This window comes from Hymenobacter sp. IS2118, assembly GCF_000715495.1.
Lineage (GTDB): Bacteria > Bacteroidota > Bacteroidia > Cytophagales > Hymenobacteraceae > Hymenobacter.
Genome location: NZ_JNLX01000157.1, coordinates 74,346 through 89,763, shown reverse-complemented (window position 1 = coordinate 89,763; position 15,418 = coordinate 74,346). Strand labels below are relative to the sequence as shown.

The following is a 15,418-nucleotide window of genomic DNA, read 5'->3' as shown; positions in this document are numbered from 1 at the left end:
GGGCGCCCGCCGCGGCGTGAAGGGCGCCCGCCGCCGCGTGGAGGGCGACGGGGCCAGCGTGGCGGGCGACGGGGCCGGCATCCTCGTTTTCCAACGCGCCCCCCGAATCAACGTAATCAATTCAATCAGCGGTAATCAGCGATTTATGGCAGCCAACCCCGAACTGCAAGCCCTCATCAATGCCCTGCCCCACAAGCCGGGCGTGTACAAGTATTTCGACGACGAAGGCATCATTTACGTGGGCAAGGCCATCGACCTGCGCAAGCGCGTGAGCAGCTACTTCACCAAAAACGACCACAACAAGAAAACCCAAACGCTGGTCCGCAACATCAAGCGCCTGGAATTTACCATTGTCGATAGTGAATCGGATGCCTTTCTGCTTGAGAACAACCTCATCAAGCAGCACCAGCCCAAGTACAACATCCTGCTGAAGGACGGCAAAACCTACCCCTTTATCTGCATCACGAATGAGCGGTTTCCGCGCCTCATTCCCACCCGCAACAAGATTAACGACGGCTCGCGCTACTACGGCCCCTACGCCAACGGCACGGCCCTGAACGTGCTCCTGGAGCTAATCAGGGCGCTGTACCCGTTGCGCACCTGCAACTACAAGCTCAGCGAGGCCAATGTGGAAGCCGGCAAGTTCAAGCCCTGCATCGAGCTGCAAATCGGCAACTGCAACGCCCCCTGCGTGGCTCGGGAGGAAGAGGCCACTTACAACGGCTACATCCAGCAGATTCGCAACATCCTGAACGGCGACCTGCGCATTCCCAAGCAGTACTTCCGCGAGCGGATGAGCGCCGCCGCCCAGGAAATGCAGTACGAGGTAGCGCACCAGTTCAAAGTCAAGCTCGACAAGCTCGAAGCCTTCCAGGCCAAAAGCACCATTGTGAGCGACACGCTCACCAACATCGACGTGTTTGCCATCGCCAGCAACGAGAAATCGGGCTTCATCACCTACCTCAAGGTGATGAACGGCAGCATTATCCTCACCCAAAGTCTGGAAGTGACGAAAAAGCTTGATGAGGAGGATGCTGAAATCCTGGCCCCGCTCATTATGCAGCTACGCCAGGAATTCGAAAGCGAGTCCAAGGAAATCCTGACCAATGTGGCCATCGCGCTGCCCCTGCCCGGCACCACCCTCACCGTGCCCCAAATCGGCGACAAGCGCAAGCTGCTGGAGCTGGCCATCAAAAACGTGCTCTACGCCCGCAAGGAGAAGGAAAGCATGAACGAGAAGAGCAAGGACAGCAACGAAGTGCGCATCATGGAAACCATTAAAAAGGACCTGCGCCTAACCGAGCTGCCCAAGCATATCGAGTGCTTCGACAACTCCAACTTCCAGGGCGACAACCCGGTGGCGGCGATGGTATGCTTCCGCAACGCCCGGCCCAGCAAGAAGGACTACCGCCATTACCACATCAAAACCGTCATCGGCCCCAACGACTTCGATTCCATGTACGAAGTCGTATCGCGCCGCTACCGCCGCCTGGTGGACGAAGGCGCCAGCCTTCCCCAGCTCGTCATCGTCGACGGTGGCAAGGGCCAGCTCAGCATGGCCGTCAAGGCCCTGAAAGACCTCAACCTGTGGGGCCAGATTCCGGTCATCGGCATCGCCAAGCGCCTCGAGGAAATCTACGTACCCAACGACCCGCTGCCCATCTACATCGACAAACGCAGCGAGTCGCTACGCCTCTTCCAACGCATGCGCGACGAAGTGCACCGCTTCGGTATCACCTTCCACCGCTCCCGCCGCGACGCCGGCACGCTCAAAACCGAGCTCACCGATGTCAAAGGCCTCGGCCCCGTCACCGCCGACAAGCTCCTGAATAAGTTTAAGTCCGTCAAAAAAATCCGGGAGCTGACTGAGGTCGAGCTAATCGCCGAAGTGGGCAAGGCCAAAGCCCGCATTCTGCAAAACCACTTTGCCCAGAACGCGCCCCCCTCCCACCCCATGCCGCCGCGCCAACTCCCCAGCCAGACTTAGCCAAAACCAAGAAGGCCACCGCACTACTGCGGTGGCCTTCTTCATTATTCCGGTTTCGACTACAAAATCCGTGTAATCCAGAAAATCTGGTTAAATCCGTGATTCTAGAAGGACCACAGGTTGTATTCGTACTCAATCAAGTCAGCCGCAGTCTGCTGAGCGGCCAAGATGCCTTGCTGTGCACCACCGTAGATGTCGTCCAACCGGCTATCGCCCGCGTTTGATACTTTGGTGATGTAGGAGTTGAACAACCACAATTCGAAGGCATCAGCCAGATTCTTGTGCTGCGCATCGTTCTCAGGATTGAACCAGATGGCATTCTCCGGGTTGGCGCGGAACACTCTTACGAGGTCGCTGTACTTGAAAGTGCCTATTGACTTTTCAATACCCGATACATTCGAAGGCAGCGTCGAAGGAACCATCAGGGTAATGGATTTGATGTCGTGATACATTCTCGACCGTTTCTTGTCGAAAATCATATCCTCCTTTATTTCCATCTCATACAAGTCCTTGTAACGATACATATTTAGGGCCGGAGCAGGAGGGGGAGGCGGAGCAACAGCAACTGTTTCCATAATCACTTGTCCCCTCCTATCTCTCATTTGTCGACCATTGGCATCAAGCCTTGGACGACGAACGGTACTAGCCCTAGCTCCCGCGCGCGGTGCTGGGGCTCCCCAATCATCATTCCTTGTTAAGCCAGCAGCACGTTCATCTGCCGATAATTCCTCCTTTTGGTCAGCAAACGACGCATTGCCAGTTACTTCCTCCGAATTGAAAGTGGACGTTAGCGAGTCGTTTTTGTATGCCTGCAACTCCCCGCGCTTAACCGCTTCTAATATAACGCGGGTAATTTCCTTGCCCTCAGAGAACATTGGCTTGTTCTGCTTTTCGCGCAGGTCAACCTGACGCCAGATGCTCTTACGAAACATTTGGTCGGAAGGCGGAATTGGCCGGTGTGAACCGGTGCTGCTCGCCGTAGTGGCTTGCTCCTGGGCCGAAGCAGTGAGCGACAGCGATAAGCCCGCCGCGATGGCGGCCAAAGTGTGGATGGATTTCATAACGGGCAAAAGCAGATTTACTTTAAGATAGTTCGCTAACGTGGCAAAAGCCGATATTATTACAACAGGGGCACGTTGAACTGCTTGGATACGTTCACCGACTCCACATTACCCTGAAAGTTCAGGCGCTGCACACCTTTCACTTCGATGTAGATGCGGTCACCTTCGCGGTAAGCATTCACGATATCGCTCAGGTTGGCCTCAGGACCATTGATGGTGCGCGGAGGCAACGCGGGGCGACGGCCCCGGACCAACGTCACTTCATAGCTCGACACGCGGAACTTGGCATCGTCGGGCAGGAAGGTGGCGAAACCAGCATCCGGAATTGCGCGCAGAGTCATCGAGCGCACGGCGGTACCAGGGGTACCCTGCTTCTCGTTCACTGGACGGCCACCCACATAGCATTCAATGGTAGGCTTGGGAATTGGACGCACCTGGAAGGTTTGCGAACCGATGGCGTTGCCGGAGCTACTCACGTTCAGGGTTACTTCTTTCGAGTTAGGCACCAGCGTCACGTCACCGACTTTGCTACCGGCAATCACCGAAGCACCGGAAGCGGAGAAGCTAGGCTTGTACTGCGCGCCAAGGGCCGGAACCGATACGCTCAGCTTGTTGCCGCACTTGAAATACAGCGCCTGCACCGAAGCCGACTGAATCTGCATTACAGGCTTGGTGATGGTATAAGGTACCTTCACCGTAAACGTAGTATCGCGGCCGTTCTGATTGAATTTGATGGTACCGGTCCACGAGGCTTTCGCATTACCGGAAGCATCAAATGCGCCGGGGCGAGCAGTAAACTCAACTTTGCCCTTGCCATCAGGACCAACCGACAGTGGACCACCGTTCAGGGTCATGCGCGGGCTGATGCTGCTGGCCGATGCCGTCAGGAACAGCTCAGCTTTGTACTTGGTGCCGGCTGCTACCGTGTTCGACTCGGCGCTGGCGAAAGCCCCGATTTTATCGAACACGATGGTTCTGGCACCCACTTTCTCAGCCTGTTTCTGGAGCGCCTCGGCTTCCAGTTTCAGAATTTCGGTCTCCTTTTGCGAAATGGTAGCCAAAGCGGCCACTACCGGCGTATTCTCGAAGTTAAGCTCAGCAAAGTTCTTGCCCCGCTGGTCTTTGGTTACACGGGGGTCTTGCTTACCATCAAGCGCCAAAGGAGTAGCATCGGCCACGAACTGCTTCATGTAAGCCGCGTACTCATTCAGTTTGGGCTGCATGGTGGTATAAGCAATACCGTTCTTTTTCCCGCCCAACATAGTGATGGCTACTTTGTCCTCACCACTCATGTTTTTCAAATCAGTAGCGGTGTTTTCCGTAGCTTTCAACAGGTCCTGGCGCACTCCACGCAGGTAAGAAATCAGGTCTTTGGTCTTCTGACGAATTTCTTCGCTTTGGGCCAGAACTGCCTTATCACGGGCCTGGTTCTGATTTTTCACCACTGCTGCCTGAATGCCTTTTACGGTACCATCGGCCGCTACTGAGGTCTTGTCGTTGACACTCAGCAAGCTGTCGTCAATGAATTTAAACTTCAGCAGAATCGCTGAGTTCACTTGAAGCGCCAGAAGAGCCGTTAGCACGAGGTACATCATGCCAATCATCTTCTGCCGCGGGGTTTCTTTTCCGCCTGCCATTATCTGTTTCCGCTAAAGTTGGATGGAGAACTGCGCTGTGCTGCTTAGCAACTAGCCCTGGGCCGGGGCCCGCATGGCGTTCAGCATGTTGCCGTACACCCGGTTGAGCGACGTGAGGTTGCCCGTCAGGTCAGCCACCTGCTGCTGGAACTGCTCGGTGTCTTTGCCGGCCTGGGTCATGTTATTCATGGCCTGGCTGAGCGTACCGTAGAACTGGTTCATGGACTTGAGGTGCGTATTGGCGTCCTGCAGTTCCATTTCATACACTGCATTCAGCGCGCCCAAGTTTTTGGTCACGTTCTGCACCTGCATGTGGTACTCCTTGGCATCGGAAGTAGCGTTCGACATAGCCGAAATGGCTTCTACCGTATTGCCGTAAGCAACGTTGATTTTATCGAGCGAGTCGGCGGCCGTGCGCACTTTCTTGGTGTACTCGTCGGTCACGTTGGTAGCCTCGCCCAGCTGCGACAGCTGTGAGGTAGTAGCGCTGAGACGGTTCAGGCCCTGGCCCAGGTTGGTGAGGGCTTCGGGCGTAACGTTAGCATTCTTTAGCATGTCGTCCAGCTTCATGGTCAGCCCCTTGCCATTGCTGCTCTCCAACGAGTTATTGCCGGTCGAAGGGTCATAGCCTTCGTTCAGCTCGGGGTAAACCAAAGACCAGTCGTGCTCTTTCGACTGGGGCTGGAACGCACTCAGGAAGAAGATAACCGCCTCGGTGCCCAGGCCCACAATCAGCATTTCATCGGCCCCTTTCCAGTGCTCGATTTTGAACAATGCGCCAATGATTACAACGGCGGCACCGATACCATAAATTTTGGGCATCAGTACATCATAGAGAAAACTTCCTTTAGCTGCCATGAGAATTTAACTTTGAAAGGGATTGAAGAAGGTGTTGCAGGGAGGGTAATTCAACAGTAGCCGAAGCCAATAAATAGTATTTAGTTAAGGGAGCTGTTGCTGCCCATTCCAATTTGAATCATGGAGCACCGGAAGCCAATGTAGGAACGAGCCGAGTCTTGGTATTCAAAATTGCGGGTGCCCGTTTCGAGGAAGTAAGCAATGTCCTTCCACGAACCGCCCCGAACCACTTTACGAGGCTCGTTATCATCTGGATTGGTGGGGTTCAAATCCCAAACTACCGGCACCGAAGCTTCCATGTAAGCATCATCGCACCACTCCGAAACGTTGCCAGCCATGTCATAAAGGCCAAAATCGTTAGGGAAGAAAGAACCAACTTCCGAAGTGTAGGCATAGCCATCGGAAGCATAATCACCACGGCCAGGCTTGAAGTTAGCGAGCATGCAGCCCTTGCTATTACGCAAGTATGGCCCACCCCAAGGGTAAGTGGCCAAGTCACGACCACCGCGAGCGGCATATTCCCACTCAGCTTCGGAAGGCAAACGGAAGTTGGGGTCGTTGGCGTAACCGGCTTCTTCGCGTGCTACGTTTCGGAACTTGGTGCGCCAGTTGCAGAAGTATTTGGCAGCGAACCAATCCACGCCAACAACTGGATACTCGTCGAATGCGGGGTGTGTATAATAATATTCTAACAACGGGTCGCCCATGTGATAGGTAAAGTCCCGCACCCAAACGGTGGTATCCGGGTACAGTTCCGTCATCACATACTCTTCCCCCAACACATCCAGGGAGTCCAACTTGATGGCATCCATGAACTGGCGATATTCGTTGTTGGTGATTTCGGTTTCGTCCATGTAAAAGCCGGCGATAGTCACCTGCTTGTTCATATTGACCATCGAAGCAGAGATATCCTGGTCAGTCTGGCCCATATGAAAGGTACCACCCGGACAAGGAGCCATGCCAAAAGGCACCTCCTGAGGGTTGAAGATTGGACGGTCATCAGAGCCAATTAGCTCACCCTGAGGACCCTTGCCAAATCCGCACCCACCCAATAATGCTCCGGAGATAGCGAAGAGGGATATTGCTAGAAGCTTGTTCATGAGAGGTTAATTTCTGTTTTAATTGCCAATACTGCTAAAGTACAGTTGAATGGGTTGACAAATCTACACTTTTTTAGGATGAGGTACAATACCTGCCTTTCCTCGCAGGCGACGAAATGAGCAACAAACACGCTGAATGGCGTGAATAACTCGGTTAATCCGTTTTGAAAGTAAAGTGGCAGACTGGAATTTATCCTAACTTACGATAAAAACCCGCGTCTTTATAGCGGAATGATAAAATAGGAGAATTAGAAGCTGTAGCGTGGCGTTCGGATAGCCGGGCGAGTAATCAAACTCGGTTTCGGCAGTCGATAAGATAGCATAATTTCGTGTGAGCTAAATGCTCGGGCATCCTGGTTAAAAGCTATAAAATCGAAGGCATATCCAAATCGTATCGCGTTATCACTTCCAAAACTTAGCCCAAGCAGCGCTGATACTGATTCTTCGTGTCGGTAATTGACGCCCGCCCAGTACTTGTCATCAAGCGTGCCCCGGATGCCGCCTTCTAAGGAGTAGTTCTTCGCGTCATTAAATTTGCTACTACTGGAGAACTTGCCTGGCAACACCGCTTTTACCAGCACGGTAGGTGTCACGACAACGTTGGATGACGCGTCTATATTGTACCCAGCCGTTAAATACGCGTGATTTTCAGCCAGGTACTGGCTAGGGGTACCTTCGGTGCCGCCACTCTTGAAAGTGTATTCGGAACGGAGCAGGTTGTTCACGCTCAGGCCAGCATAGAATTTAGGGGCTTCGTACCAAAGCCCGGCACCCATGTCAAACTTGCTGTCGGAAGCATTTTTGGGCACGTTGATGTCGTCTTCGTCGATGGCGATGTAAGTACCTTTTCCCAAATAAGTATAAAGGCCTTGCAGACCGATACCCAGCGTTCCGGAACCCAACTTGACGTGTTGCGAGTACGAAAGGGCTGCATTGGTCATTTTGGCCATACCGGCCTGGTCATAATACACGGCCAGCCCCACGCCGCCGTTGGTAGCCAGCACCGGCAACGACCCGGTGATGAGCCCGGTGCGGGGCGAACCGTTGGCGTCGCCATATGTCCCGTAGTTCAAGTACTGGTAACGCAGAATCATGTTGACTTCTCCGTAACCTTTGACGCCGGCGTAAGCCGGGTTGAGATGCATCCCGTTCGTCCCGTATTGGGTGAACTGCGGCTGTTGCTGCGCAAAAGCGGTACCCGCTACAACAGAGAGCAGCAGCGTCGCGAAAAACGTTACTTTCATAGTGTAGGGATAGACGAGTAGAAAAAGAAGAGACGGAAAGGTAGTACCGAGGGAGAACAGCTACCAAATGTAAGCCAAAAACATTCTTTAAAGAAACGGTTCCCGAGTGGCTTGCGCCGCAGTCTGGTTATTCGGGCATACCGGCCACTGGAACTGGCGTTTTTGGGACTCGCCTTGCCTGTTTAGCTTTGGGAATGCTGCCGGATGTAGGCTTCAATGGCGCCGGTCATCGACGGGGCATTGGGATGAGGAGCTTCGATGTCAAGAATTAGGCCGGCATCAATAACAGCTTTGGCCGTGGTGGGACCGAAAGCCGCCATACGCGTGCCCTCCTGCACAAAATCGGGAAAATTGATGAAGAGCGAGCTGATGCCCGACGGACTGAAAAAGGCAATGCAGTCGTACTTGACATCTGAAAGGTCGGATAGGTCGCTGGCCACGGTGTGGTAGATGACTGCCTCGGAGAATTTCAGGTTGTTGGCCCGCATGAATACCGGTAAGTCGTCTTTGCGGATATCGGAGCAAGGATACAAAAACGTTTCGCCTTTGTGCTTTTTGATGACATCGAACAAATCCGCTGCCGTGCGTTCGCCCACAAATAGCTTACGCTTACGCAACACGATGTACTTCTGCAAATAGTTCGCAGTCTGCTCCGAGATGCAGAAATACTTCATCTCGGCGGGCATTTCCAGCTTTGCTTCCTGACAGATGCGAAAGAAATGGTCAACGGCATTGCGGCTGGTAAAAATAACCGCTGTAAAGTCCAATATATTTATCTTTTCGCGCCGAAAGTCCTTGTAGGACACCGGCTGCACTTCGATAAACTCCCGAAAATCTACCTTAATGCCATATTTTTCGGCAATTGCGAAGTAGGGAGATACGTCGTTGGTGGGCGTGGGCTGGGTAACCAGGATACTCGTAATGCGCTTGGCATGCCGGCCTGTGCCCGGCTTATCTGCACTCTCGGCCATACAGGAGTTGAAAGGGTAGTATTAGAACAATAAGGAGAAGCAAGATGAGCTAATGCGAAGTATGAGGCGAAAGCTTGTCAGTAAGTAAAAACAACAACCTTAAGCAAAACCAATAAGGGCAGTACTTCAGTTGCACAAAGGTAGGCAAACAAATGCAGATTCAGCAGGGAGGCATGGCGGTGAAGGGTGTGGCCAACGCGCAGTACAGTACCGACAAGGACGATTCCAATGGCGGCGCTGGCCGCCCAAGCCACGGGTTGCGGATAGCTGCTATTCAGGCTGAGGTAAAGCAACAGCACCAAGGGCAGCGCCAAACCGGCCAGCAGCGTAGTTCGCAGAAATTCCCGGTATTGCATATTCACAAGTGATTGCAGGCCAAAAATGTAGCCCAAAACCCCTATGTACAAGTACTTGCCAAAAACAAAGACAGCTATAATGACGGTGTAGAGCAGCACCCGCACCGCAATCGCGGTTTCGGGCACATTGAAGAAACGCCGCAATAAAGGCAGGTTCTGCAGGTCGGTGTGGATGGCAGTGAGCAGCAAACCAAACGACAAGGAGAACAGCCCCACCAAGAGCAGATTAAGCAGGGTGAATGCCGGTTTGCTTAGAAAGGCCTGTTGGTTGCTGCCGTTCCCAAATAGCTCCTCAACCTGAAAAATACGAGCCATGCCTAGCTGATAGGTGGAACGTACCGCCCCATACGAGAGGCCTATTACCAGCAAGAAGCCCAGGTAAACGTTCTGGCCCTGGGGGCTGGGTAACCGGGGCTGTGCTTCTCCTACCCGCGCTTTCGCCTGGCCATCGACGAGGCCGCGGCTGCTCACGCCCAGGAAAGAGGCCAGGGCCGGGTTGCCTTCCGGCTGCCAAACGGCCAGCAGGTGCCGGCCGGGTGCTAGCTGCGCCGGCAATAGCTGCGCGATGTCAACTGCATACGTGGCGGCGGCACGGGCCGTAAAAATCAGCTGGTTGTCCAAAAACAAGCTCAGGCCCGGCTGGGCGGCGAAGGACAGCGGAAATGGCTGGTTCCGCTCGACCTGCACCCACTGGTAGTAAGCATGGGCAGGCTGGTGGTAGCCCGGCAGGTACAGAATAAGCCGGTTGCGGACGGCATCGTGAATGAGCCACTCGGCGGTGAGGGCCGTGGGCGCGGCAGGAGGCAGCTGGCGGTACTCGCTGGCCCGCGCCGGACTCCGGGCCGTCGCTAGCGCAAGCAAGAGGCTGCCGAGAAACAGGCAAAAGGTGCGCAAGGAGCCCGGAACTGCCATGTGGACGGAAGTGGTGGCTAGCTTACCGGGGTTTCGGCGGCCAGCAGCTGGCGACGGGAAATGCGACTTTGGTAAACGCCAAAGAAGATGCTTAGCAAGGCGGAGAACCCAGCCAACGCGGCGATAAGCACCGTGTTGCCAAGCGCGGCAAACCGAATCACGAACAGAATGACCAGGATATTGAGCAAGCCCAGCAGGAGCACGGTGCTGATTTGCTGAAAGCCCATGGCCAGAATGCGGTGGTGAATGTGGTTTTTGTCTGGGGAAAAGGGCGAGCGGCCAGCCAGCATCCGCAGCGAAAAAACCCGCAGCGTATCAAACAACGGCACAAACAAAATTCCGACGGCTACCGACGGCGCGGAGGAGCCAAACGGCTCGCCCACCCGCAGGCCCATCTCAATGAACTGAATGGCCAGCACGGACACGATAAAGCCGCAAACCAGGGAGCCCGTGTCGCCCATGAAGATGGATGCGCGATGGAAATTATACCGCAAAAAACCCAGCAAGCCCCCAATCAGGCAGACGGACACGTAGGCGTAGTTGCCGTAGCCGGAACCACCGTAGGCATAGAAATAATAGCCGAAAGTGCTGCAGATAATCAATACGATAGTACCCGCCAGGCCATCGAGGCCATCGATAAGGTTGATGGCGTTGGTGATGCCCACGATGACGCCCAGGGTGAAGGCGTAGCTGATGCCTACCGGCAAGCTATGCACACCCAGAATCCCCTGAAAGCTGGTGATGCGGACATCGGCCATTATCATCACAATGCCGGTTGCCAGCAGTTGGCCCACGAACTTTTTCGATACCGACATGCCCACCAAATCATCTTTCAGCCCGACGAAGAAGAGGATGATGCAGCCTGCCAGCAGCTCTTTGGCGCCGTTTTCGAGCGGGGCAAAGATGGTGAGGGCCGACATAAAGCCCGCAAACACCGCCACGCCGCCCAGCCGCGGCGTGAGCGACATGTGCACGGTGCGCCCATTGGGCGTGTCGAGCATGTTTTTGAGGTGGGCAATGTAGATGATAGAAGGCACGGCAAAGAGCGACACGAGAAGTGCCCACATCCAGGACAGGCCCAAAGGAATATCGAGGTTATTCATAGAGTGATTTTTATGTTCTAAATTAATAGTATCTGATTGATTGTGGTGCTGACCGCCGGCTAGCCGTGCAATACCCCAGCCCGGTCGAGCAAAGCAATGGGCGTGCAATTGCCGGCCACGATGGAATCCGGCACAAAAATAAATTTCTTATCAAAAATCTGAGGACCAACGTAATAACTCACCCAATACTGATTATTAAGGTGAAACAAGGCGGCTTCGATGGGCTCGATGGGGACGGCCGTATGGGGCTGCACTTCCTCAAAAAGGTAGCGTAGCGTGGACGTACGCACCGGTTCCCCATCTTCGCGCTGGCCGTAGCCGTTGGCATTCACGATGACATTTTGCAGGGGAAAAGCATTGTGGTTCAGCAAGTAGACTTGCCAAATGGGCTGTCCATCGGGGGTCAGGGCTTCATCGTCGGGGACGATGGCGACGGAAACGCCCGCTACTGGCTCGAAAAGAATGTCTTGTTTCACAAAATCAGTATTTTAACTCGCTTGCGGTAACCGTGCCGAGAGCCGGCAGTCGGCTACGCTTTTGAAAAATCGGAAGCAGATAAATCGGCGCCCAGCAGCTCGGCCAGGTGGGGCAGCAGCCGCTCCTGCACTTCGGCCACGGTGACGGGTGTGGCAGTTCCCAACTCTTGTGCCAGAGAAGTCACGGCCTTGTCGGTAATGCCGCAGGGCACGATGTGGCCGAAATAGGCGAGGTCCGGATTCACGTTGAGCGCGAATCCGTGCAGCGTTACCCAACGGCTGCATTTCACGCCGAGAGCGCAGATTTTGCGCGGGTTGGGCGCGCCTTCTTCCCAATCGAGCCATACGCCGGTGAGGCCGGCAATGCGCCCGGCGCGGAGGCCGTACTCCGCCAGGGTGCGGATAACGGCTTCCTCCAACGTGCGCAGGTACCAGTGAATATCGGGCCGGAAGTTGTCGAGGTCCAGGATGGGGTAGCCCACCAGCTGGCCGGGGCCGTGGTAGGTGATGTCGCCGCCCCGGTTGATGCGGTGGAAGCTGGCCCCGTGCGCTGCCAACGCCGCCTCATCGAGCAGCAGGTGTTCGGGCTTGCCGCTTTTGCCCAGCGTGTAGGTGTGCGGGTGTTCGCAGAGCAGCAGGTGGTTGGGCGTCGGGGCTGGTGCGGCGCCGGTGGTTTCTGCCTGCCGGTTTTGGGTTTTGATGGCGATGGTGGCTGCCATCAGTGCTTCCTGACGGTCCCAGGTGGCCACGTAATCTACCAGGCCCAGGCGCTGCACCTGCAACGAGCGGTTGGGCCGACTGCTGGATTCCTGCACCTCATCGGCGGCGCGCATTGGAGACGGTAACTGTCCGACGGAAGCAGCCATGAATTAGGAATAGTGAAACGGGACACAAAGATACTAAGCGTAGTAGGCATTGGCACCCCCTCCCTAATGGCGGCTCAATAACCGGCCCGGACATCTGCGCGCCAGCGGCTAGCTTGCGGCTGGTTCCTCACTGGCCGCATCAGTGGCTCTCCTCGAATGCTGAAATGGCCCATGCGCCCCACGAGTTAGGCCAAGCCGGCGAAACGGCAGCCGCCGAATTTTTCCTCGCCCAGGGGTACCAGGTGCTGGCCCGCGGCTACCGCCACGGCCGGGCCGAAGTAGACCTAGTGCTGCAGTTGGGCACGGTATTGCTGGTGTTCGTGGAGGTCAAAACCCGCTCTTCCGGCCAGTACGGCCCGCCCGAAACGTTCGTATCGGCCCGCAAAAAGGAGTTATTCCGACTGGCCGCCACGCACCTGCAGGAAGAGCTGGACTGGCGCGGCGACATCCGCTTCGACATCGTGGCCCTGACGCTGCTTAGCAGCGGCTTCCTCATCGAGCACTTCGAGGACGCTTTTTATTGAGCCTGGGCTAGCGCTTTTTAGGAGCCACTTTGCTAGGCGCGCGGCGGGCCGGGCGCGGCGTGTAGCCGGGGCGGCGGGTGGCACCGGGCCGGTCTACGGCATCGGGCTCACCGCGTTTGTCGATGTTCTTTTCCTTGTCGTAGATGACCACGAAATTGCGGTTGTACTCCCGGATAAGCTCCGGCTCGGCTATTTCCGGGTCGTAGCCAGATTCGGCGTACTGGTACTCGTAGTGGCGGCGGCCGCGGAAGCCCCAGTATTTGGTCCAGACGCCCACGCGCCGACCGTTCTCGAACTGGCCGCGCCAGTCGGGCTGGCCATTGTCCAGAAACTTGGCGTAGTCGCCTTCCAGCTTGCCGTTCACGTAGGGCACTACTTCGTTGATTTTGGCGCGGTCCTGGCCGTAGTAGCTCACGTTGGCATCGCGCGGAAAACCCATTTCGTAGTGCACCTTGGTCAGGAGAACCCCGTTGCGGTCGAACCGCTCCCAGCGCAGGTGCCGGGTTCCCAGCGCGTAGTAACCAGTTTCGATAACCTGGTTATTTTGTAGCTTTTTGTAAGGGCCGTGCAGGATTCTGAGCGTGGGCTCGTCTTCTTCGGCGGCGGCCAGCTTCAGGATGCGGCGCTTTTTGGTATCGTAGTAATAGTGCGCCGGGGCGTAGTCATTGAGCGGCATCGGGAACTTGAGGAAGTAGAATACCTCGATAATCTGGCTCCGGCCTTTGGGCCCCGATTTGGTGTAGGCCCGCTTGATTTTCTCACCCAGGAAAACCTTCTTTTTCTTTTTGGGCTTGCGCTGGGCTTCCTTTTCGGCCTCTTTGGCGGCGCGGTCCTGCTCCTTGGTCAGCACCACTTTGCGGGCGGTGCTGAGCGACGGCTGGCCATCGAGCGTGTCGCTGGTTTGGGTCAGCGTATCGGCCCCGGACGCCAGCGCCACAGACTGTTCGGGGCTGCTGTTGAAGGAAACAGCCTTGCGGGTACAAGCCCACGGCAGCAGCGTGCCCAGCACGAGTATCAAAGACAGAAAACGTAGCGGCCGCAGCCCCAAACGGAAAATACGCATGAATCGCACAGATTGATTTCGCGGCATCAACGCAAAGGTAGGCCGGTTTGGTGCCCCAGGAGTGACTGCGTAGCGGAGTAACTGAGTGAGGCGAGTTTACATTAACAGGGCTTACGCACGGTATTTCTCGCAGAGGTCCGCAGAGGTAAAACGCGGAGGTTCTCCGAGGTCAGATAGCCAAATCTGCGAACCTCCGCGTTTTACCTCTGCGGACCTCTGCGAGAAAGCTCGTTAGAAAGGCGGTTGCGTAAGTCCTGATTGAGAAGTCACTTCGCCACTCAGCTACTCTGCTACTCAGGCACTCTCAACTGTAACTGTTGGCCGGCTACGAGCAGGTGCAGGCGCAGGCCGTGGCCGCTAATCATCTGGCCGTCGGGCAGGCCGGGCAGGTTGTTATGCGTGACTTCGGAGGCGTCCACGACTACCACTACTTCATCGCCAAAAACCTGCATGGGCTGGCCGGGCCGGATGATAATACCGGTTTCCTCGCTCAGGCCCACGCCCAGCAGCTCGGGCTGGGCCAGCACCGCGTGCAGGAGGCGAGGGTAGCGCCCGCGCTCGGCAAAGTGCTGGTCGAGCACCACGCCGGGCAGCAGGCCCAGGCCCGGCTTCACCGCGATGTGGCCGCTTTTGAGGCTGCGCCAGCCGTGGCCATACACCAGCATGAACTCGGCAATGGCCGAGGCACCAGCGCTGGTGCCGGCCAGCACGAAGCCGGCCTCGTGCTGGTATTTATCCTTTAGAATGGTCAGAAACTCGGTATTGAGCAGGAAGTCGGTGAGGCGCTCCTGGTCGCCGCCGCTCAGGAAAACGAGCGTGGCCTTACGCAGCCGGGCCAGCGTGGCGGGGTCGTCGGGCGGGTGGGTTTCGTCCACGCGCAGGTGGCGCACGTGGGGGCAATCGAGCTGGTGCCAGGAGTGCGCGTAGGCGGCAGCAGTGCGGGCTGGCTGGCGGCGGGTAGCCGTGGTGAGCACTTCAATAATGGCCGACTGGCCGGGTATCAGGCCGGCCAGCAGGGCCAGCATGGGGTCGTCGTCGCCGCCGCCAAATAGCACGAGCGTGCCCTGCGGCGCAACAACAGAAGAAGGAAACAGCATCAGCAAGGGATTGAGGCGGCAAGATGGGGGTTTCGAGGTAATAATAGCGTCGCCAGCTTCTGCCTAACGGTTATTTTTGACCTGAAGCTGCGCTTTCGGCCTACTTTTGTGGGGCCGCCCTCCCTCCTCTCAATCCTGCTTGCCTAGCGAAGCACCCTCCCTC

Annotated in this window: 14 protein-coding genes; 2 read left to right on the top strand and 12 right to left on the bottom strand. The window is 56.0% G+C overall.

The window, feature by feature from the left end:
- Positions 1-145: 145 nt before the first annotated feature.
- Positions 146-1,987, top strand: coding sequence for an excinuclease ABC subunit UvrC (uvrC, locus tag GM79_RS16380; RefSeq protein WP_051718984.1), 1,842 nt, complete (start codon positions 146-148; stop codon positions 1,985-1,987).
- 104 nt (positions 1,988-2,091) lie between these two features.
- Here the strand turns inward: uvrC and gldN are convergent, their stop codons facing one another.
- The 10 genes from gldN to lipB form a co-directional block, all read right to left on the bottom strand.
- Positions 2,092-3,048, bottom strand: coding sequence for a gliding motility protein GldN (gene gldN, locus GM79_RS16375; protein WP_035565945.1), 957 nt, complete (start codon positions 3,046-3,048; stop codon positions 2,092-2,094).
- Positions 3,049-3,107: 59 nt separating this feature from the next.
- The gene (gene gldM, locus GM79_RS16370) at positions 3,108-4,685 is read right to left on the bottom strand and encodes a gliding motility protein GldM (protein ID WP_035565942.1); all 1,578 of its coding nucleotides are present in this window, start codon (positions 4,683-4,685) and stop codon (positions 3,108-3,110) included.
- A gap of 51 nt (positions 4,686-4,736) precedes the next feature.
- Positions 4,737-5,507: a gliding motility protein GldL gene (gene gldL / locus GM79_RS16365; RefSeq protein WP_200875620.1), complete on the bottom strand. Its 771-nt coding sequence runs from the start codon at positions 5,505-5,507 to the stop codon at positions 4,737-4,739.
- 116 nt (positions 5,508-5,623) lie between these two features.
- Complete coding sequence (locus tag GM79_RS16360; RefSeq protein WP_035565937.1) at positions 5,624-6,643, bottom strand: SUMF1/EgtB/PvdO family nonheme iron enzyme; 1,020 nt, start codon at positions 6,641-6,643, stop codon at positions 5,624-5,626.
- 248 nt (positions 6,644-6,891) lie between these two features.
- A complete protein-coding gene (locus GM79_RS16355; RefSeq protein WP_035565935.1) occupies positions 6,892-7,887 on the bottom strand; it encodes a PorP/SprF family type IX secretion system membrane protein in 996 nt (331 codons plus the stop codon).
- Positions 7,888-8,069: 182 nt separating this feature from the next.
- The gene (locus GM79_RS16350; protein WP_035565932.1) at positions 8,070-8,858 is read right to left on the bottom strand and encodes a uroporphyrinogen-III synthase; all 789 of its coding nucleotides are present in this window, start codon (positions 8,856-8,858) and stop codon (positions 8,070-8,072) included.
- 77 nt (positions 8,859-8,935) lie between these two features.
- On the bottom strand, positions 8,936-10,126 hold the full coding sequence (locus GM79_RS16345; protein WP_035565931.1) for a DUF4271 domain-containing protein: 1,191 nt from the start codon (positions 10,124-10,126) through the stop codon (positions 8,936-8,938).
- 17 nt (positions 10,127-10,143) lie between these two features.
- Entirely contained in the window at positions 10,144-11,229 is a 1,086-nt protein-coding gene (locus tag GM79_RS16340; protein WP_051718982.1) for an MraY family glycosyltransferase, read from the bottom strand.
- A 59-nt stretch (positions 11,230-11,288) separates the two neighbouring features.
- The gene (locus GM79_RS16335; RefSeq protein WP_035565930.1) at positions 11,289-11,705 is read right to left on the bottom strand and encodes a hypothetical protein; all 417 of its coding nucleotides are present in this window, start codon (positions 11,703-11,705) and stop codon (positions 11,289-11,291) included.
- Positions 11,706-11,758: 53 nt separating this feature from the next.
- Complete coding sequence (gene lipB / locus GM79_RS16330) at positions 11,759-12,538, bottom strand: lipoyl(octanoyl) transferase LipB (RefSeq protein WP_035565929.1); 780 nt, start codon at positions 12,536-12,538, stop codon at positions 11,759-11,761.
- Positions 12,539-12,735: 197 nt separating this feature from the next.
- On the opposite strand from lipB, the gene GM79_RS16325 reads away from it, so the two are divergent.
- Complete coding sequence (locus GM79_RS16325) at positions 12,736-13,095, top strand: YraN family protein (protein WP_035565928.1); 360 nt, start codon at positions 12,736-12,738, stop codon at positions 13,093-13,095.
- Positions 13,096-13,102: 7 nt separating this feature from the next.
- Here the strand turns inward: GM79_RS16325 and GM79_RS16320 are convergent, their stop codons facing one another.
- On the bottom strand, positions 13,103-14,158 hold the full coding sequence (locus GM79_RS16320; RefSeq protein WP_152560038.1) for a toxin-antitoxin system YwqK family antitoxin: 1,056 nt from the start codon (positions 14,156-14,158) through the stop codon (positions 13,103-13,105).
- A gap of 290 nt (positions 14,159-14,448) precedes the next feature.
- Positions 14,449-15,255: a cyanophycinase gene (locus tag GM79_RS16315; RefSeq protein ID WP_152560037.1), complete on the bottom strand. Its 807-nt coding sequence runs from the start codon at positions 15,253-15,255 to the stop codon at positions 14,449-14,451.
- Positions 15,256-15,418 lie beyond the last annotated feature (163 nt).